This is a genomic window from Paractinoplanes polyasparticus (assembly GCF_019710575.1).
In the GTDB taxonomy this organism is placed as follows: domain Bacteria; phylum Actinomycetota; class Actinomycetes; order Mycobacteriales; family Micromonosporaceae; genus Actinoplanes; species Actinoplanes polyasparticus.
In genome coordinates, this window is record NZ_JAHWFK010000033.1 from 33,500 (window position 1) to 50,431 (window position 16,932).

The window sequence follows — 16,932 nt, forward strand, 5'->3', positions numbered from 1 at the left end:
GCCGGTCGTCGAGCGGCGCCGACTCAGCCTGAGGAGGCGGTCAGGAGCCGTCAGGAGGCGGTCAGGAGGCGGTCAGGAGGCGGTCAGGAGGCGGCCAGCGGCAGGCTGACCAGGCCTTCGTTGCCCGAGCGGTCGAGTCCGCTGAGGCAGTAGGTGGCCGGCCCGGCGGGCGCCGCCGGGTCGATGACCTCGGAGCCGGCCCGGCCCGTGGCCACCAGCGCCGCGGAGGCGCCGCTGACCCGGTAGAGCGCCCAGCTGGTGGCGCCGGACGCGGACGCCTCGAACTTCATCGCCGCGCCGGAGCGGGCCGCCGCGACCAGGCGAGGCGCCGCGGGCGGGGCGGCGGGCAGCCGGGCCATCCGGGGCACCAGCGCCGGCGACGCGTAGTGCTTGTTCTTGTACTTCGTCACGGCGCCCAGGCGGTCGGCGCGGATCTGCTTGGCGCTGAAGTGCACCTGCCCCTGGACGCCGCCGCTCTTCTCGTTCAGCGTCATCTGCCGGTCGAGCTGGCCCGGGTCGCTCCACGCGCCGTCCTCGCCGATCCGGTAGTCGGCCATCCCGATGTAGAGCTGCACGTCCGTGCCCTTGGTGAGCGCCGTCCACCACGGCAACAGCTTGGTGTAGTCGGCCTTGTCGAAGCCCAGATGCCAGTAGAGCTGGGGCACGATGTAGTCGACCCAGCCCCGCTGCACCCACTTGCGGGTGTCGGCATAGATGGCGTCGTACGCCTCGAGGCCCTTGCTCTCGGAGCCGGCCGGGTCGCTGGTTTTGTTGCGCCAGATGCCGAACGGGCTGATCCCGAACTTGACCCACGGCTTGAGCTGCCGGATCCGTTCCTGCATCTCGCGGACCAGTGTGTCCACATTGTCGCGCCGCCACTGGGCCCGCGACTTGCCGGCGCCGTGACGGGCGAAACTGGCGTCGTCCGGGAAGTCCTGGCCGGCCTGCGGGTAGGGGTAGAAGAAGTCGTCGAAGTGCACGCCGTCGATGTCGTACTTGCGCACCGCTTCGAGCATCGCGTCCTCGACGAACTTGCGCGCCTCGGGGATGCCGGGGTCGAAGTAGAGCCGGCCGTTCCGGCCCGACGGATACGAGATGGCCCAGTCGCGGTGCTTCAGCAGCGGGTGGTTGGGCGCGAGCTTGGCGAAGTCGGCGCCGGGCCCGGCCGGGCCGGGCTGGGTGCCGCGGTAGGGGTTGAACCAGGCGTGAAACTCGAGGTTGCGGGCGTGGGCCTCGCGGACCATGTAGTCGAGCGGATCCCACCCGGGCGACCTGCCGTCACGCTTGCCGGTCAGCCATTCCGACCAGGGTGCGTACGCCGACGGCCAGAACGCGTCGCCGCTGGGCCGCACATGCACGAAGACCGCGTTGTGGCGCTGGGCCACGGCCAGGCCGAGCCAGCGCTGGTATTCCGCCTTGACCTGGGCCTGGGTCAGCCCCCGCCGGCTCGGGAAGTCGATGTTGTTGACCGTGGTCAGCCACATGCCCCGCAGCTGACGGACGGCCTTGGTCGGCGCCGTGCCGCACCGGCCCTCGACGCCGGGCGCCGCTGACGGCGACGCCGACGCCGACGGCCAAGACGCACCGGCGGTCGCGCCGGGCCGATAGTTGGCCGCCCGCAGCAGGCCTACGCCGAGGACCGCGGTCGCGAAGAACACCGAAACAACGACGACAGTCACCCGTACGGACGGGCGAGGGACGCGGAGCATGGGGACCAGTGTGCCTTGCCGCCCCGATCACCACGAATCACCGTAGATGCCCCGGCACCAAGAATCACCGTTGCCCCGCACCACGACCAGGGAAGTCCTGGACTCCGCGTCGCCGTGGAAGCGTCGCCCCGCGCGTCGCCATGGAAGCGTCGCGCCGCGCGTCGCCGGGAAAGCCCGGACCCACCACCGGAGAAGCCATCCTGCCGCGCGTCGCCCGGAGAGCGCCCGGATCATGACCTGCGGTCGTAGAGTCGTCCGGGTGACGGTCGTCGTGGTGGGAGCGGGGATCGCCGGGTTGGCCTGCGCTCGCGAACTGGGCGACGCCGGGGTGCCGGCGCGGGTGCTGGAGCGCAGCGACGAACCGGGAGGACGCCTCGCCAGCGTGTCTCTCGACGGCCGGTTCGCCGACATCGGCGCCGCCTATGTGACCGCCGACGACCCTTCGTTCCAGGGCCGGCTGCAGAGTTGGCGCATCGAGGGTCTCGCCCGGCCGTGGACCGACACGTTCCGCGGGCAGCACGGCCCGGGCCCGATGCGCTGGTCGGCGCCGGCGGGCCTGCGCAGCCTGGCGCACAGCCTGGCCGCCGGGCTCGACATCACCTACGGCACCGAGGTCACCGAGCTGCCCGAGGCCGAGTACGTGGTGCTGGCCATGCCCGGTCCGGAGGCGCTGAGGATCGCCGACCTGCCGGCGGCCCGCGACCAGTCGTGGGACCCGGTTCTGACGGCGGTGCTGACCTATCCCCGCCGCTCATGGGACGACTTCCACGGCATGTTCGTCAACGACCACCCCGCGGTCGCCACGATCTGCGACGACGGTGACCGGCGCGGCGACCGGGCGCCCGTGCTGGTAGCCCATTCGACGGCGCAATTCGCGCGCGACGAGGCCTCCGATCTCACGCGAGACGAGACGTCTCGTCTCACGCAAGGCGGGCTCACGCAAGGCGGGCTCACGCACGGCGGGCTCACGCACGGCGGGCTCACGCAAAGCGGGCTCACGCGAGGCGGGAGACCGCGGGTGGGTCGTGGCGGGTCGCGCGACGCCATGGTGACGGCCGTCAACGGGGTGCTCGGCATCGAGGAGGCGCCGGAAACGGCGTACCGCCTGTGGCCGTACGCCCAACCGCGCCCACTGCCGGGCGACTTCGCCCGCAGCGGGAACGTCTATCTGTGCGGCGATGTCTTCGGCCGCCCGCGCGTGCAGACCGCCTGGCTGAGCGGCCGGGCCGTGGCCGAGGACATTCTCAGAGTACGGAGCGGTAGACCGCCATCGTCTCCTCGGCGATCCGCGACCAGCTGAACTTCTCGACCGCGCGGCGGCGACCGGCCAGGCCCATCTCGCGGGCGCGAGCCGGGTCCTGGATCAGCTCGGTCATGCCCGCCGCGAGGTCGGCGACGAACTTGTCGGGGTCGACCGGGGTGCCCGTGCCGTCCTGGACCTGCTCGATCGGCACCAGCAGGCCAGTCTCGCCGTCGGCCACCACCTCGGGGATGCCGCCGGTGGCCGTGGCCACGACCGCCGTCTCGCAGGCCATCGCCTCGAGGTTGACGATGCCCATGGGCTCGTAGATGGACGGGCAGATGAAGACGGTGGCGTGCGTGAGCACCTGGATGACCTCGTGCTTGGGCAGCATCTCCTGCACCCAGATGACGCCGTGCTCGTCGCGGGCGGCGCGCAGCTCGTCGGCCAGCGCCTCGACCTCGGCCGCGATCTCTTTGGTGTCGGGCGCGCCCGCGAGCAGCACGATCTGGGTCTCGGGGGGCAGCGTGCGGCAGGCCCGGAGCAGGTAGGGCAGGCCCTTCTGACGCGTGATGCGGCCGACGAAGACCACGCTGGGCCGGTTCAGGTCGATGCCGAGGCGCTCGATGACGTCAGTGCCGTGGTTGGGCGCGTAGAGCTCGGTGTCGATGCCGTTGTAGACGACCTGGATCTTGTCGGGGTCGACCGACGGGTACGCGGTCAGCACGTCCCGCTTCATGCCGCCGGACACGGCGATGACCGCGTCGGCGTTCTCGATCGCGACCCGCTCGCAGAACGACGACAGCGCGTAACCGCCGCCGAGCTGCTCGGCCTTCCACGGCCGCAGCGGCTCGAGGCTGTGCGTGGTGACGACGTGCGGAACCCCGTACAGAAGCTTGGCCGTGTGCCCGGCGAAGTTGGCGTACCAGGTGTGGCTGTGCACGATGTCGGTGCCCTCGGCGCCGGCCGCGATCTCGAGGTCGACACCCATGGTGCGCAGCGCGGCGTTGGCCCCGGCCAGCTCGGCCGGTTCCGGATAGGCGGTGACGCCGGGCTCGTCGCGCGGCGCGCCGAAGCAGTGCACGCGCACGTCGGCCAGGGCGCGGAGGTCGCGGGTGAGGTATTCCAGGTGCACCCCGGCGCCGCCGTACACCTCCGGCGGGTATTCCCGGCTGATGAGGTCCACGCGCAGTCTCTCGGTCACGCCCGCAGCCTAAACCTTGAACCCTTCCCGCGCCCTCGGGGAGCAGGCGCTTCCCTCGCATCGGGAAGGAGACTTCCCTCGCGCTCGGGACGCAAGATCAGATAACCTGGCCGTCGCCGCGATGACCACGGCGAGTTCCCTTCTTCGGCTGGCGCTCCGGCTGGCGGAAAGTTAGCGTCCTTCCATGGCTGTCAAGGTGCTTGCGATCGTTCTGGCCGGTGGTGAGGGTAAGCGCCTGATGCCCCTGACGGCTGACCGGGCAAAGCCCGGCGTCCCGTTCGGCGGCATCTACCGCATGATCGACTTCGTGCTGTCGAATCTTGCCAACGGCGGCTATCTCAAGATGGTCGTCCTGACCCAGTACAAATCCCATTCGCTCGACCGCCACATCTCCAAGACGTGGCGCATGTCGACCCTGCTCGGCAACTACGTCACGCCGGTGCCCGCGCAGCAGCGGCTGGGCCCGCGGTGGTTCGCCGGCTCGGCCGACGCCATCTACCAGAGCCTCAACCTGATCAACGACGAGTCGCCCGACTACGTGATCGTGTTCGGCGCCGACCACATCTACCGCATGGACCCGAAGCAGATGGTCCAGGACCACATCGACTCCGGCGCCGCGGTCACGGTGGCCGGCATCCGGCAGCCCAAGTCGATGTCCGACCAGTTCGGCGTCATCGACGTGGCCGAGGACGGCAAGCGCATCAAGGCCTTCCGCGAGAAGCCGAAAGAGGTCGACGGCCTGCCCGACGCCCCCGACGAGATCTACGCGTCGATGGGCAACTACATCTTCACCACGCGGGCGCTGTGCGAGGCGGTCACCAAGGACGCGCAGGACCCCGACAGCAAGCACGACATGGGCGGCAACATCATCCCCATGCTCGTCGAGCGGGGCGAGGCCAACGTCTACGACTTCCGCGACAACCTGGTGCCGGGCAGCAGCGACCGCGACCGTGGCTACTGGCGCGACGTGGGAACGCTCGACTCGTTCTACGAGGCCCACATGGACCTCATCGCCACCGAGCCGATCTTCAACCTCTACAACCACGACTGGCCGATCTTCACGAACTACGGCTCGTGGCCGCCGGCCAAGTTCGTGCACGGCTTCGACGACCGCCAGGGCCGCTCCATCGAGTCGATGATCTCGCCCGGGGTCGTGGTGTCGGGCGCGCTCGTCGAACGTTCGGTGATCTCGCCCAACGTGCGGGTCAACTCGTGGGCCCACGTCGAGGGTTCGGTGCTGATGGAAGGCGTGAAGGTGGGCCGGCGCGCGGTCATCCGCAACGCGATCCTCGACAAGAACGTCATCGTGCCCGAGGGCGCCCAGATCGGCGTCGACCTCGATCGCGACCGCAAGCTCTACACGGTCTCGGACAACGGGGTCGTCGTGATCGGCAAGGGCCAGAAAGTAGAGCTCTGATTCCGGTTCAGGGGTAGCGGTCAGCGCCGTTCACGCAGGGTCTGGGACGGAGAGACACCGTATCTGTCCCGGTAGGCGCCGGCGAACCGTCCGAGGTGGGTGAATCCCCAGCGATAGGCCACCTCGGACACGTTCACCTGCCACGGGTCCGAACGCGACAGTTCGGCGTGCACCCCGTCGAGCCGTAATCGCCGCAGGTAGGTCAGCGGCGACATGCCCACGTGCTGGCGGAACGACTCCTGCAGCACCCGCACGCCGACGCCGGCGATCCCGGCCAGGTCGGTGGCGGTGAACGGGCGCCACGGCTCGGCATGCATGGCGTCCAGCGTGCGCTTGACCGTCCGCGGGCGGTTGGGGCCCCGCATGCCGGCCGGCTCTTCGCCGTACGGATGCTCGACCGTCAGCGCCAGGCCGCTGACCACCATGTCGCGCCAGCGGCCGGCCATCCGCGGCTGCGCGGCCAGGCCCTGCCCCCGCATCAGTTCCCCGAAGAACAACCGCACCAGCGACACCCACGTACGCCCGGGCGCCTCGAGCCGGTTGAAGCTGTCGCCCAGCAGCAGCGGGCTGACGATCTGCTGGTCGAGGGCCGCGTCCAGCTCACGCTCGAGGGCGGCCCGTTCGACCTTGACGCTCAGCAGCCGGCAGGCGCCCGGCCAGTCGAGCTCGATGTCGCCGACCGGGCGGTAGACCGCGGCCCGGGTCTGGTCGGCCAGCACCGCTGTGCCCCGGTGCCGCGACCGGAGCACGCCGGACAGCGACGCCAGGACGTGGTAGGACGTCTCGAGGTCGGCGATGGTGACGTGGATGTCGCTGCCGTAGCTGATCTCGCCGACTGTGATCGGGCCGAGCGACACCACATCGCCGCGGAAGGCGAACCCGGTGCGGTCACCGACCGGGTCCACCCGCAGCGGGCCGTAGAACATGCGGCGGCAGAAGGCGCGTGCCTCGTCCACATCGGTCGTGCTCAGAGACAAGTGGACGGGTGCGTCTGCGCCGGGACTGCCCGGACGAGTCGTCAGAGGGACGCCGACCATGGCGTCCACCCTAGACCCGGGCGACGTCTACGCCACGAGGGAAGCCACCGGCCAGGTGAATTCCGCGACCGCCCCGCCCGGCACGTCGACCTCGCCCATCGGCGTGACCGGGTTGTCCCAGACGGTGTAGCGGCCCTCGGGCAGGCTGTCGAGCACCACGCTGAAGCACACGCCGCCCCACACGTAGCGGGCGCGCACTGCCGCGTGCGTACGGCGGGAAGGATCTTCGACCGGGCTGACCTCGATCTCCCGGCCGTGCATGCCGCCCGGGGTGTTGATGATCAGCGCACCGATCCCGGCGCCGATGTTCAGCATGACCGTGCCCTGGCCGGACGGGGTCATGCTGTGCCAGCTGTGGTCGGCGTGCTCGTGTGTGTGCGACATGGCAGCCTTCAGTCCCTTTCAGGGGCGGTGGCCGGGGTGGTTGGACGGGCAGTCATGAGGGGTTGCCGAATCCGTCGAACGGGGTGCCCAGGTACGGGAACTTCTTGAGCAGCCCGGCGCTCGCGTCCTTGATGCTGAGGCCCTGCTCGACCAGCGCCGCCGCGGCGTCCGGCTCGAAGTCCTTCTCGACCAGCGGCAGGGTCACGCCCGCGATGGCCCGGATCGAGATCGACACCACGTCGTCGGCGATGCGCCGCCCGTTCGGGAAGCCGGCCAGGTCGCCGCCGAGGATGCCGAACTTGCTCGGCTCCTTCGCGGGCGGCACGGCGGTGTTGAGGCGCAGCATGTCGGCCTGCACCTCGCCGGTGTTGTTCTGGAAGTTCTCGATGATCCCGTCCGGGATGCCGGTGAGCAGGATCGCCACCAGGTCGGCGCGCGGCTTGTCCTTCTTGTCGCGGGCGGCCAGCTTGTCGAACAGCCCGGGGTAGAGCACCGGCAGCAGGGTCTGCAGCTCGGGCTTCTCGACGAACTGGGCGAACCGCTTGTCCTCGGCCGGGGGCAGGCTGTTCCACTTGTCCTTCTCGGCCATCGGCACGATGACCTCGTTGAACAGTGGGTTGCCGAGGCGGGAGACCTGCACCTGGGGCCCGACCACGACGTCGTCGTTCTTCTTGTCGCCGTTGCGCACCTGCACCTGGCGCCGGCTGGCGGACGTCCACACGCCGATCACGGCTTCGGGATCGCGCCCGCGCACCTTCTTCTTGCCGTCCCGGCGTACGGCCGAGAGCGGCACCTGGATCGCGATGCTGTGCACGTTGAGCTTGTCGGTCGCGTTGACCGCCTTGCCCGCGTAGTTGAACAGCGTCTGCCCGACCAGGTGCTTGTCCTGGAAGGGGCGCAGCGTGCCCAGGTCGAAGATGGCGCCCAGGTCGACGAAGAACGCGTCGGCGCGCTGGCCGGCGAAGACCTTCTCACCCGTCTTCAGCTTGGCCACCGCGTCGGCGGCGAGACCGTCGTAGTCCGGGATCGAGAGCTTGCCGACGTTGCACGGCGGGCAGGGCAACTTCTTGGCCAGTACGGTGCTCTTGCCGTACGCGTCGACCTTGGTCACCGAGAAGAATTGGCGCCGGTTCCAGTTCTCGCTGTCCAGCGCGTCGATCGGCCCGGTGTTGTAGAGGAACGTCTTCTCGTTGCGCAGTTCCGTGCGGAACCGGAACTGGTAGGTCAGATCGGGCCGGGCGTCGCCGTTCGAGTCGATGTGGATCTCGTAGAGGACGTCGTCGCCGAACTCGAAGAAGTTCGGGCCGCTCGACGGGAGCTGGAGCGGCACGTAGTTCGCGATGATCGTCACGGTGTCCGGGTCGTCCGGGCTGACGAACGCGTACAGGTCGGAGCTGTCGGCCACCGGATCCTTGCTGATCTCGGGAGCTTCACGATGTGATGACATGGTTCTCTCCCTCAGCCCTGTGCCGACTTGAGCAGCTTGGCGGCGAGCTTCTTGTCGGTGAGCGTGCTCTTGGAGCCGCCGACGAAGACGTCGAACGTGCCCTTCTCGGCATCGCGCAGCGACAACACCAGCGGCCCGGCGCCCTTGGGGGCTTCCGCGGACTCGCCGGCCAGGCTCAGACCGGCCACGCCGGCCACCGAGACACCGACACCCGCCGTGGCGGCGATCGCCAGGACGCGACGGCGGTTCACTCCTTGGTGACCGTAACGAACTCGCCTCATTGCTCGGCCTTTCGTGTTTCCTTGGGGGGAGAAACGGACCTGCTTGCGATGTCGACGCCCATCAGTACGAGGCGCGAACCGTTGCGGTTCAACGGTTTTCGCGTCGTCTGCGAAGAATTCCGCCGAGGCCTGCCCAGGCCGCTGCGCCGAAGCCCACAACCAGGGCTCCGGCGACAATCCAATGACCCAGCGTGACCTGGCTGTTGTCACTCACCGGTTGGATGGCTTGCGGCGCCGGCGCCGGCGAGGTCGTCACCGCGGAGGGCTTCGAGGTCGCCTTGACGATCGCGGGGGCCGCGCTCGTCGTGGTCTTCGTTTTCGGACGCTTTGCAGCTTTGGTCACGACCGCCGGTTTTCCGGCCGCCGGTGTTCCGGCCGCCGGAAAGGACAGATCCGAGCACGAGTAGTAGGTGTCGGGCGTGCTCGACGTCTCCCACACGATGTAGAGGAGGTGGCGGCCGGCCCGCTGCGGGAGCTTCGCCTTCAACTCGTACGCGCCGTCCTCGAGCGCGGGGTCGGTGACCGCCACGAGCGGCTTGCTGCCGAGGTCGGCCCAGGTGAGGCGCCGGCTGGGGTCGTACGAGGGCTTGGTCAGGAAGACCCGGAACTCGCCGGCGTGCGGGATGGTCGCCCGGTAGCGGATCGTCAGGGTCCGGCCCGCCGTGACCTTGGTGGCCGGGAAGTCGTTGCGGGGCAGGTCGAGGCCCCGGAACGCGGCCAGGCCGCCGCTGCACAGCTTCCCGTCCGGCACGACCTGGCGATCCTTGCCGTTCACGCCGGCGATGCGCAGGTTGTCGAACGTACCGAAGCTACGGCCGTTGGCCTTCCGAGCCGCCTCGCACGCCGCGCTGTCCGTCTCCTGACCGCCCGACGCGCACGCCGTAGTGCGGCTGATCGGCGTGGTCGGAGATCCGTGCGCCTCGGCCCGGGCCGGCGCGAGCGCGGCGGCGGCGGTCACTGCCAGTGCCGCCGCGGCCAGACGATGAATCCTCACGTCCGTGCAATACGGATAACTCGCGTGAGTCGTTCAGCACGTCCGCCACCGGGTGTGACGAGCCGTGTGATTGCATGGCGGGGCTCGAGAAGTCAACGAATGGAGTTCCCATGGACAAGCCCGACGTCGGTCCGATCGAGGGCGCGCCCCCGGCCGACCTGGTGATCGAGGACATCACCGTCGGCGAGGGGCCCGAGGCGACGCCCGGCCAGAACGTCAGCGTGCACTACGTGGGCGTGGCGCACTCGACCGGTCGCGAGTTCGACGCCTCCTACAACCGTGGCGAGCCCTTCGCCTTCCCGCTCGGCGGCGGCCGGGTCATCGGCGGCTGGGACCAGGGTGTGGTGGGCATGAAGGTCGGCGGCCGCCGCAAGCTGACCATCCCGCCGCACCTGGGCTACGGCGCTCAGGGCGCCCCCGGCGTGATCAAGCCGAACGAGACCCTGATCTTCGTGGTCGATCTCCTCGGCGTGCAGTGACCCGCTTCCCATAAGCGCGTGACCTGCGCCGCGGCGCTGCTTTCGGGCAGCGCCACAGTGCGACCTGCGCCGCGGCGCTGCTTTCGGGCAGCGCCACAGTGCGACCTGCGCCGCGGCGCTGCTTTCGGGCAGCGCCGCGGTACGCGGCCTTCCGTCGCGGAATCCGCGGCCCGGCCACTACGGTCCGAGCAGCCGTTCCAGCTCGGCCAGATTCCCCGTACGCGCCGCAGCCAGCACGACCCGGACGAGCAGGCGATGCTCGGCCTCGTCGACCGGCCGCTGCCGGTCGGAGCCCAGCCCCTCGTGCGCCCGCCGCACCAGCTGCCGCGCGCTGTCCCCGCTGACCCCCAGGATCTCGGCGATCCGCTGGTACGGATAGTCGAAAGCCTTGCGCAGCAGGTAGGCCGCCCGCTCGGCCGCAGTCATCTTCTGCAGCATCAGCCGCACCGCGCCGTCGAGCGCGTCGTGCCGCTCGACCGTCACCGCCGGGTCGTCCCCCCGGTCGACCGGCTCGGGCAGCCACGGCCCGGCCGCCGTCTCCCGCCGCTTCCGCGCCGACTGCGCGACGTTGATCGCCAGCCGCGTCGTCGTGGTCGCCAGGAAGGCGGGCGCGTTGACAACCCCCGACCGGTCCTCGCGCCGCCAGCGCAGCCACGCTTCCTGCACCACGTCCTGCGCCTCCCCCGGATCCCCCAGCACCCGCAGGGCCAACGCCATGAGCCGCGGCCGCACCGCGACAAACTCCTCCGCCTCGCCCGCGCTTCCCTCGCGCGGCCCCACCAGCAACACGCTCACGGTTCCGGCTCCGTTCCCCCACGGACACCCACCGATGCCCTGAGATCACCGTCGCCCGCCACCCACTGGCCTCGCGCCCCGGAAACCGCGTGGCCACCCCGTGGTCCGTAGCCCCGGGCTAAGCGAGGGTGCGGCCGTAGCGGTAGAGCGCGGTCATTTCAGTGGGACAGGTGGGCGTACATGATGTGCAGGCCCACGCGGCCCTGGATGGGGTGGGCGAAGGCGCCGGGGACGGTGCCGACGATGGTGAAGCCCTCGCGGAGGTAGAGGTTGACGGCTGTCCGGTTGGACTCGGCGACGGCGTTGAACTGCATGCCCGCGTACTTGTTGCGGCGGGCCCATTCGAGCGCGTAGCGCAGCAGCGCGGTGCCGACGCCGCGGCCTCGGCTGACGGGCGCGACCATGAAGCTGGCCGTGGCCACGTGGGCGCCGGGGCCGGGCTTGTTCGTTCCGACCTTGGCCGTGCCCAGCACCTCGTCGCCGTCGAGGGCGACCACCGTCTCGCCCGGAGGGGACTCGAGCCAGGTCGCGCGGGCTTCGCGTTCGGTCATCGCCGGGTCGTAGGTGAACGTGTCGGCCGCACGGACCACGGACCGGACGATCTCCCACACCTGGGGCCAGTCGGACTCGGTGAACTGCCGGATCTGCACGATGCGCACGTTACTCAGTCTTCCCCCATCGCGGTGAGCAGTTCGAGGGCGGGGCGGTCCATCAGGCGGGCCGTGTTGGTCAGCGCCACCACGGCCACGCCGCGCGCCGGTTCCAGGCCCGCGAACGAGCAGAAGCCGCCGGTGCCGCCGTTGTGCCACAGCTGCTCACGACCGCCGGGGAGGCGCCGGCCCATCCAGCCGAGATGCACCCACGCGTACGGGTTGATGTCGTGCCGCACCGAGCGGGCGAACCGGATGGCCTCGTCCTCGGCGGCGAGCTGGGCGCGCAGGAACGTCACCAGGTCGGCGGCGGTCGAGCGCAGCCCGCCGGCCCCGGCCAGGTCGGCCAGGTGCCACGGCGGTACGGGCTTGCCACGAGCGTTGTGCCCCTGGATCGGCGTCACGCTGAAACCGGTGGACTTCAGGCCGGGCGGCCGCAGCAGGTCGTCGTACCCGAGGCCGGTCCGCCGGGACAGGGCCAGACCGAGCAGCCCGGCGCCGAAGTTCGAGTAGCGGAAGCGAGGGGCCTTCAATCGCGTACGCCGGAGGGCCGCCTCGAGGAAGCCGGCATCACAACGGGCGTACGGGTCGGGCTGTCCGGGGTTGAGCAGCGCCGGCAGCAGCATGCCCGTCGGCAGGCGGGGCAGCCCGGACGTGTGCGTGGCCAACTCTTGGAGCCGGATCCGGGGCGGCGCGGACGGAAGCAGATCGGCCAGCGGCTCGTCGAGCCCGACGACCCCGTCGAGGGTCAGGCGGCTCAGGGCCAGCGCCGTGAACACCTTGGTGAGCGAGCCGATCTCGTAAACCGCGTCCGCGTCGCCGGCGATCTCCACGGTGTCCCCGGCGATCGCGGCCACCACCACCCGGTCCCGTTTCTGCCCGAGCAGCGACGCCGTCCGTTCCAAGCGATCCCTCATGGGGTCATGTTCTCAGCGCCCTGTCAGCGGCCAGGGCCGAGGATCCGGTCATGACAGCCGCCACCCTCGTGGTCGCCGTGTCGCGGCCCTGGTTCTGGCCCGTGTCGTGGGTGCCCGCCTATCTGGGCACGGTGCTGGCCGACGGGCGATGGCTCCCCGCCGACCTGCCCCGCGCGCTGGTCGCGTTGCTGGTGCTGGGCCCGCTGGTCTGGGGCGCCGTGCTCGCTCAGAACGACCTCCACGACCTGGCCAGCGACCGCGCCAACCCCCGCAAGGCGACAGCGCCCCTGGTCACCGGAGCCGTCAACGAAACCACGCTGCGGTCCTGGTACCGCCGGATCGCCCTGGCGTGCCTGGTCGCGGCGCTGTTGGTAGGCCCGCTGTTCGTACTGGGCGTGGCCGGCGTGCTGCTGCTGGGCTGGGCGTACAGCGCTCCCCCACTACGCCTGAAGACCCGCCCGGGCTGGGACGTCACCGTGAACGCGCTGGTCGTCGGCGTCGTCTCCCCGGCCGCGGGCTGGTCGATCACCCGCGACCCGTGGGACTTCCCCTGGCAGTTCGGCCTGATCGGCCTGCTCTTCGCGGCCGCCCTCTACGTGCCGACCACGGTCACCGACCTGCCGGCCGACGAGGGCGCCGGTGACAACACCTTCGCCGTACGCTTCGGAGCCCGCGCCGCTTACGTCACCGGCCTCACGCTGTGGGCCGCCGCGCTGGTGCTCTGCGTGGCCTGCGCCGCCGCCGACGTGGTCGTCCCCCGCTCGACCCTGACCGGTCAGCTCGTGACGATCCCCGTGCTGCTCACCGCGTACGCGATCCTGACCCGCCGACCCTCGATCCCCCGCCTGGCCGTCCTGTCCCTGTTCTTCGCCATCCCGACCGTCGGCTACGCCCTCGCGATCGTCGGCTGAGGCCCCTGGGAACAGATGGGTGGCCGGTCCCGGCAATGGACCGGCCACCTTTCATCGGGGGCGGAGTTGACGCTCTTACTTCACCGAGCCCAGGGACAGCCCCTGCACCAGCTTGTCCTGGGCGGCGAAACCGGCGACCAGGACGGGCAGGCTGACCACGAAGGCGGCCGCGCAGAGCTGGGCCAGGAACAGGCCCTGGCTGGTGACGAAGCTGGTCAGGAAGACGGGGGCCGTCTCCGCGACCGTGGCCGTGAGCACGCGGGCGAACAGGAGCTCGTTCCAGCTGAAGATGAAGCAGATCAGCGCGGTGGCGGCGATGCCGGGGGTGACGACGGGAGCGATGACCGAGCGCAGGGTCTTGGTCAGGTTGGCCCCGTCCATCTGGGCGGCCTCGAGCATCTCGACGGGCACCTCGGACAGGAACGAGCGCATCATCCACACGGCGATGGGCAGGTTCATCGAGGTGTAGAAGAGGATGAGCAGCCAGATGTTGTCGAGCAGGCCGGTGTTCTGGGCGAACAGGTACAACGGCAGCAGGCCCGCCACGACCGGGAGCATCTTGGTGGACAGGAAGAAGAACAGGACGTCGGTCCACTTCTTGACCGGCTTGATGCTCAGCGCGTAGGCGGCGGGCAGCGACAGCAGCAGCACGATCAGGGTCGAGATGACGCTCGCGGTCAACGAGTTGAGCAGCGGCGGCCACGGGCTGGCGCCTCCGGAGAAGAACTCGCGGTAGCCCTCCAGGGTCAGCGGGGCGAAGACCGAGGGCGGGTTGGTGGCCGCGTTGGCCTCGGAGTGGAACGAGGTCAGGACCATCCAGACGACGGGCAGCACGAACAGGATGCCGACGATCCAGGCGAGCAGGGACAGCCAGACGTTCGCGCCCTCGCGGCGCTTCTTGACCGGGCGGCCGCGTTCGTCGTGGGCGGCCGGAACCGGTGCGGTGTCGGTGATGCTCATCGGCCGGCCTCCTGCTTGAAGAGCGACGAGACCGTACGCAGGGCGAACGTCGCGATGATGATGGTGCCGATCACGACCACCACGGCGGCCGCGGACGCCCGCCCGTAGTCGTGGGCCTGATAGAAGATCTGGTAGATCGTGTACGGCAGGTTCGCCGTGCCGAGGCCGCCGGACGTGATCGTGAAGACCGCGTCGAAGTTCTGCACGATGTAGATCGAGCCGAGCAGCGCGCCCAGTTCGAGGTACTGCCGCAGGTGCGGCAGCGTCATGCTGCGGAAGATCTGCCAGTTGTTGGCGCCGTCGATGCGCGCCGCCTCGATCACGTCGAGCGGGCGGCCCTGCAGACCGGCCAGCAGGATCAGCATCATGAACGGCGTCCACTGCCAGACCAGCGAGAAGATCACCGCCCACAGCGGCATGTTGCTGATCCAGTCGGGCTGCGGCGGGTTGTCCGAGCCGAACAGGCCCCAGATCCAGGTGAGCGCGCCGTTGAACAGGCCGTATTCGGGGTTGTAGAGGGCGTGCTTCCAGATCAGCGCCGCGGCCACCGGCACGACCAGGAACGGCGCGATCATCATGGTGCGCACCGCGCCGCGGCCGCGGAACTTGCGGTCGAGCAGAAGAGCGATCCCGAGCCCGAGAACGAGGCTGATCAGCACGACGCCCGCGGTGAGCAGGATCGTCGTCCACACCGCGTCGCGCATGTTGACGTCGGTGAAGACCCGCACGAAGTTGTCGAACCCGGCGAAGCCGCGCTCGGAAGGGTAGTAAGCGTTCCAGTCCATGAACGAGATGACCAGGGTGGCCAGGAAGGGCAGTTGGGTCACCACGATCATGAAGATGAGCGCGGGCAGCAGCGGGGCGCGGCGGGCCCAGGCGGATGCCCGCCGGGCGGCTCCCGGCGCCGGTTGGGGAGCGTCAGTCTGCGTCCCGGCCTGTTCGGCGACCGATGTCATCCTGGGCCTCCCGTGGCATGCCTTCCTGGCCCTACAGGCGCTTCGCTGACTCCGGTGCAGTCAGTCATGCCTAGCCCTCCTCGCGGGACTGGTAGCGCTCGGCGACGTCCTCGGCCAGGCGCTGGCCGCGTTCCAGGGCTTCGTCGACGCTCATCTGGCCGGCGATCGCCGAGCTCACGTACTGCGACACCTGGGTGCCGAGGTCGGTGAACTCGGGGATGTCGATGAACTGGATGCCGATGGCAGGCCGGGGCTGCACGCCGGGGTCGCGCGGGTCGGCGGCCTCGATCGCGGCCCGGGTGGGCTCGGCGAACGACGACGCGACACTGAGGTAGTCCTCGTTCTCGTACGTCGAGGCCCGCTTGCCGGCCGGCACGCTGGACCAGCCGACCTGCTGGCCGACCAGCTCCTCGTACTGCTTGCTGGACGCCCACGAGATGAACTTCCAGGCGTTGTCCTTGTTGTCGCTGGCCTGCTGGATGCTCCAGGACCACGCGTACAGCCAGCCCGAGCTGTCGGTCTTCACGACGGGCGCCGGGGCGTACCCGATCTTGCCCTTGACCGGCGAGTCGTCGGCCTCGAGCGAGCCCGCGGCGCTGGTCGCGTCGTACCACATCGCCACGTTGCCCTGGATGAGGTTGTTCAGGCACTCGGTGAAGCCGGCCTGCGGGGCGCCGTTCTCGCCGTGCGAACGCACCAGGTCGACGTAGAACTTGGTGGCCTCGGTGAACTCCGGGCCGTCCACCTTGGGCGTCCAGTCCTGCTCGAACCAGGTGCCGCCGAAGGTGTTCACGACCGTGGTGAGCGGCGCGAAGATCTGGCCCCAGCCGGGCTGTCCGCGCAGGCAGATGCCGCGCATGCCGGGCTGTTTGTTGTCGACCTGGGCGGCGATGTCGGCGACCTGCTGCCAGGTGGGCTTCTCGGGCATCCGGACGTTGTTCGACTCCAGCACGTCCTTGCGGTACATCAGGAACGACGACTCACCGTAGAACGGCTCGCCGTAGAGCTTGCCGTCGTCGGCGGTCAGCGACTGGGTCATCGGGGCGAGGATGTCGCCCTGGTCGAACTGCTGATCGGCGGCGACGTAGTCGTCCAGCGGCGCGATCCACTTCGACTTGGCGTAGATGGGGATCTCGAAGTTGCTGAGCGAGGCGACGTCGTACTGCCCGGCCTGGCTGGAGAACTCCTGGCTGATCTTGTCCCGGACGTCGTTCTCCGGCAGCACCGTGAAGTTGACGTTGATGCCGGTCTGTCTGGTGAAGTTGTCCGCGGTGAGCCGCTGCAGATCGATCATCTGCGGGTTGTTGACCATCAGGACGTTGATGCTGTTCGGTCCGCCACCCCCCGGCCCGCCGCCCCAGCCGGCGCACCCGGTGAGGGTGAGCACGAGTGCGGTGGCGGCGGCGAGCGCGGCGCGCATGTGCCTGCGTGACATGGGGCCTCCCCAGCGAGGCTTGCTGGTCCAGCGGCACTACCCATGCTGTGACGCCGGTAACATCCGGGCCTCAGTACATGCCTGAGATCGACAGGATGTCAACCATTCGTCACGGT

General features: G+C 69.8%; 17 protein-coding genes. 4 read left to right on the forward strand and 13 right to left on the reverse strand.

All coding sequences use genetic code 11. The features are described from left to right. Nucleotides 1–83 precede the first annotated feature (83 nt). Nucleotides 84–1,709, reverse strand: a complete 1,626-nt coding sequence (locus KXC43_RS29945; protein WP_221379540.1) for a glycoside hydrolase family 10-like protein — start codon at nucleotides 1,707–1,709, stop codon at nucleotides 84–86. 259 nt (nucleotides 1,710–1,968) lie between these two features. On the opposite strand from KXC43_RS29945, the gene KXC43_RS51415 reads away from it, so the two are divergent. Beyond that, complete coding sequence (locus KXC43_RS51415; RefSeq protein WP_308129313.1) at nucleotides 1,969–3,009, forward strand: NAD(P)/FAD-dependent oxidoreductase; 1,041 nt, start codon at nucleotides 1,969–1,971, stop codon at nucleotides 3,007–3,009. Here the strand turns inward: KXC43_RS51415 and glgA are convergent. Next, complete coding sequence (glgA, locus tag KXC43_RS29955; protein ID WP_308129314.1) at nucleotides 2,954–4,153, reverse strand: glycogen synthase; 1,200 nt, start codon at nucleotides 4,151–4,153, stop codon at nucleotides 2,954–2,956. The genes KXC43_RS51415 and glgA overlap by 56 nt on opposite strands. Nucleotides 4,154–4,337: 184 nt before the next feature. Here glgA and glgC point away from each other — a divergent pair, with 184 nt between their 5' ends. After that, nucleotides 4,338–5,570, forward strand: coding sequence for a glucose-1-phosphate adenylyltransferase (glgC, locus tag KXC43_RS29960; RefSeq protein WP_221379541.1), 1,233 nt, complete (start codon nucleotides 4,338–4,340; stop codon nucleotides 5,568–5,570). A 20-nt stretch (nucleotides 5,571–5,590) separates the two neighbouring features. Here the strand turns inward: glgC and KXC43_RS29965 are convergent, their stop codons facing one another. The 5 genes from KXC43_RS29965 to KXC43_RS29985 all read right to left on the reverse strand — a co-directional run bounded on the left by KXC43_RS29965 (nucleotide 5,591) and on the right by KXC43_RS29985 (nucleotide 9,713). After that, entirely contained in the window at nucleotides 5,591–6,607 is a 1,017-nt protein-coding gene (locus tag KXC43_RS29965) for an AraC family transcriptional regulator (protein WP_221379542.1), read from the reverse strand. A gap of 27 nt (nucleotides 6,608–6,634) precedes the next feature. Beyond that, nucleotides 6,635–6,991: a phospholipase gene (locus KXC43_RS29970; RefSeq protein ID WP_221379543.1), complete on the reverse strand. Its 357-nt coding sequence runs from the start codon at nucleotides 6,989–6,991 to the stop codon at nucleotides 6,635–6,637. A 52-nt stretch (nucleotides 6,992–7,043) separates the two neighbouring features. Continuing rightward, a complete protein-coding gene (locus KXC43_RS29975; protein WP_221379544.1) occupies nucleotides 7,044–8,438 on the reverse strand; it encodes a DUF4331 domain-containing protein in 1,395 nt (464 codons plus the stop codon). Between the two features lie 11 nt (nucleotides 8,439–8,449). Continuing rightward, entirely contained in the window at nucleotides 8,450–8,689 is a 240-nt protein-coding gene (locus tag KXC43_RS29980) for a hypothetical protein (protein WP_251797611.1), read from the reverse strand. A gap of 118 nt (nucleotides 8,690–8,807) precedes the next feature. Then, entirely contained in the window at nucleotides 8,808–9,713 is a 906-nt protein-coding gene (locus KXC43_RS29985; RefSeq protein WP_221379546.1) for a lytic polysaccharide monooxygenase auxiliary activity family 9 protein, read from the reverse strand. A 110-nt stretch (nucleotides 9,714–9,823) separates the two neighbouring features. Between KXC43_RS29985 and KXC43_RS29990 the strand changes: the two genes are divergently transcribed. Continuing rightward, nucleotides 9,824–10,192 carry an FKBP-type peptidyl-prolyl cis-trans isomerase gene (locus KXC43_RS29990; protein ID WP_221379547.1) on the forward strand — a complete coding sequence of 123 codons (369 nt, stop codon included), beginning with the start codon at nucleotides 9,824–9,826 and terminating at the stop codon, nucleotides 10,190–10,192. A gap of 177 nt (nucleotides 10,193–10,369) precedes the next feature. Here the strand turns inward: KXC43_RS29990 and KXC43_RS29995 are convergent, their stop codons facing one another. The 3 genes from KXC43_RS29995 to KXC43_RS30005 all read right to left on the reverse strand — a co-directional run bounded on the left by KXC43_RS29995 (nucleotide 10,370) and on the right by KXC43_RS30005 (nucleotide 12,554). After that, entirely contained in the window at nucleotides 10,370–10,987 is a 618-nt protein-coding gene (locus KXC43_RS29995) for a sigma factor (RefSeq protein ID WP_221379548.1), read from the reverse strand. Nucleotides 10,988–11,145: 158 nt separating this feature from the next. After that, complete coding sequence (locus KXC43_RS30000; RefSeq protein ID WP_221379638.1) at nucleotides 11,146–11,637, reverse strand: GNAT family N-acetyltransferase; 492 nt, start codon at nucleotides 11,635–11,637, stop codon at nucleotides 11,146–11,148. 14 nt (nucleotides 11,638–11,651) lie between these two features. Continuing rightward, nucleotides 11,652–12,554, reverse strand: coding sequence for a serine hydrolase domain-containing protein (locus tag KXC43_RS30005; protein WP_221379549.1), 903 nt, complete (start codon nucleotides 12,552–12,554; stop codon nucleotides 11,652–11,654). A 50-nt stretch (nucleotides 12,555–12,604) separates the two neighbouring features. Between KXC43_RS30005 and KXC43_RS30010 the strand changes: the two genes are divergently transcribed. Then, nucleotides 12,605–13,465, forward strand: coding sequence for a UbiA prenyltransferase family protein (locus KXC43_RS30010; RefSeq protein WP_221379550.1), 861 nt, complete (start codon nucleotides 12,605–12,607; stop codon nucleotides 13,463–13,465). Between the two features lie 75 nt (nucleotides 13,466–13,540). Here KXC43_RS30010 and KXC43_RS30015 read toward each other — a convergent pair whose 3' ends face one another. From KXC43_RS30015 to KXC43_RS30025, 3 genes are all read right to left on the reverse strand, one after another. After that, nucleotides 13,541–14,425, reverse strand: coding sequence for a carbohydrate ABC transporter permease (locus tag KXC43_RS30015; RefSeq protein ID WP_255645069.1), 885 nt, complete (start codon nucleotides 14,423–14,425; stop codon nucleotides 13,541–13,543). Continuing rightward, on the reverse strand, nucleotides 14,422–15,381 hold the full coding sequence (locus tag KXC43_RS30020; protein WP_221379551.1) for a carbohydrate ABC transporter permease: 960 nt from the start codon (nucleotides 15,379–15,381) through the stop codon (nucleotides 14,422–14,424). The genes KXC43_RS30015 and KXC43_RS30020 overlap by 4 nt, the downstream gene beginning before the upstream one ends. Nucleotides 15,382–15,451: 70 nt before the next feature. Beyond that, nucleotides 15,452–16,816, reverse strand: coding sequence for an ABC transporter substrate-binding protein (locus KXC43_RS30025; RefSeq protein ID WP_221379552.1), 1,365 nt, complete (start codon nucleotides 16,814–16,816; stop codon nucleotides 15,452–15,454). Between the last annotated feature and the right edge of the window lie 116 nt (nucleotides 16,817–16,932).

Bases quoted from the DNA above. Each gene is read 5' to 3' on its own strand.
- KXC43_RS30010 (WP_221379550.1), top strand. From the start codon at position 12,605: ATGACAGCCGCCACCCTCGTGGTCGCCGTGTCGCGGCCCTGGTTCTGG.
- KXC43_RS30005 (WP_221379549.1), bottom strand. From the start codon at position 12,554: ATGAGGGATCGCTTGGAACGGACGGCGTCGCTGCTCGGGCAGAAACGG.
- KXC43_RS29970 (WP_221379543.1), bottom strand. From the start codon at position 6,991: ATGTCGCACACACACGAGCACGCCGACCACAGCTGGCACAGCATGACC.
- KXC43_RS30025 (WP_221379552.1), bottom strand. From the start codon at position 16,816: ATGTCACGCAGGCACATGCGCGCCGCGCTCGCCGCCGCCACCGCACTC.
- KXC43_RS30020 (WP_221379551.1), bottom strand. From the start codon at position 15,381: ATGACATCGGTCGCCGAACAGGCCGGGACGCAGACTGACGCTCCCCAA.
- KXC43_RS29990 (WP_221379547.1), top strand. From the start codon at position 9,824: ATGGACAAGCCCGACGTCGGTCCGATCGAGGGCGCGCCCCCGGCCGAC.
- KXC43_RS30015 (WP_255645069.1), bottom strand. From the start codon at position 14,425: ATGAGCATCACCGACACCGCACCGGTTCCGGCCGCCCACGACGAACGC.
- KXC43_RS29965 (WP_221379542.1), bottom strand. From the start codon at position 6,607: ATGGTCGGCGTCCCTCTGACGACTCGTCCGGGCAGTCCCGGCGCAGAC.
- KXC43_RS29945 (WP_221379540.1), bottom strand. From the start codon at position 1,709: ATGCTCCGCGTCCCTCGCCCGTCCGTACGGGTGACTGTCGTCGTTGTT.
- KXC43_RS29975 (WP_221379544.1), bottom strand. From the start codon at position 8,438: ATGTCATCACATCGTGAAGCTCCCGAGATCAGCAAGGATCCGGTGGCC.
- glgC (WP_221379541.1), top strand. From the start codon at position 4,338: ATGGCTGTCAAGGTGCTTGCGATCGTTCTGGCCGGTGGTGAGGGTAAG.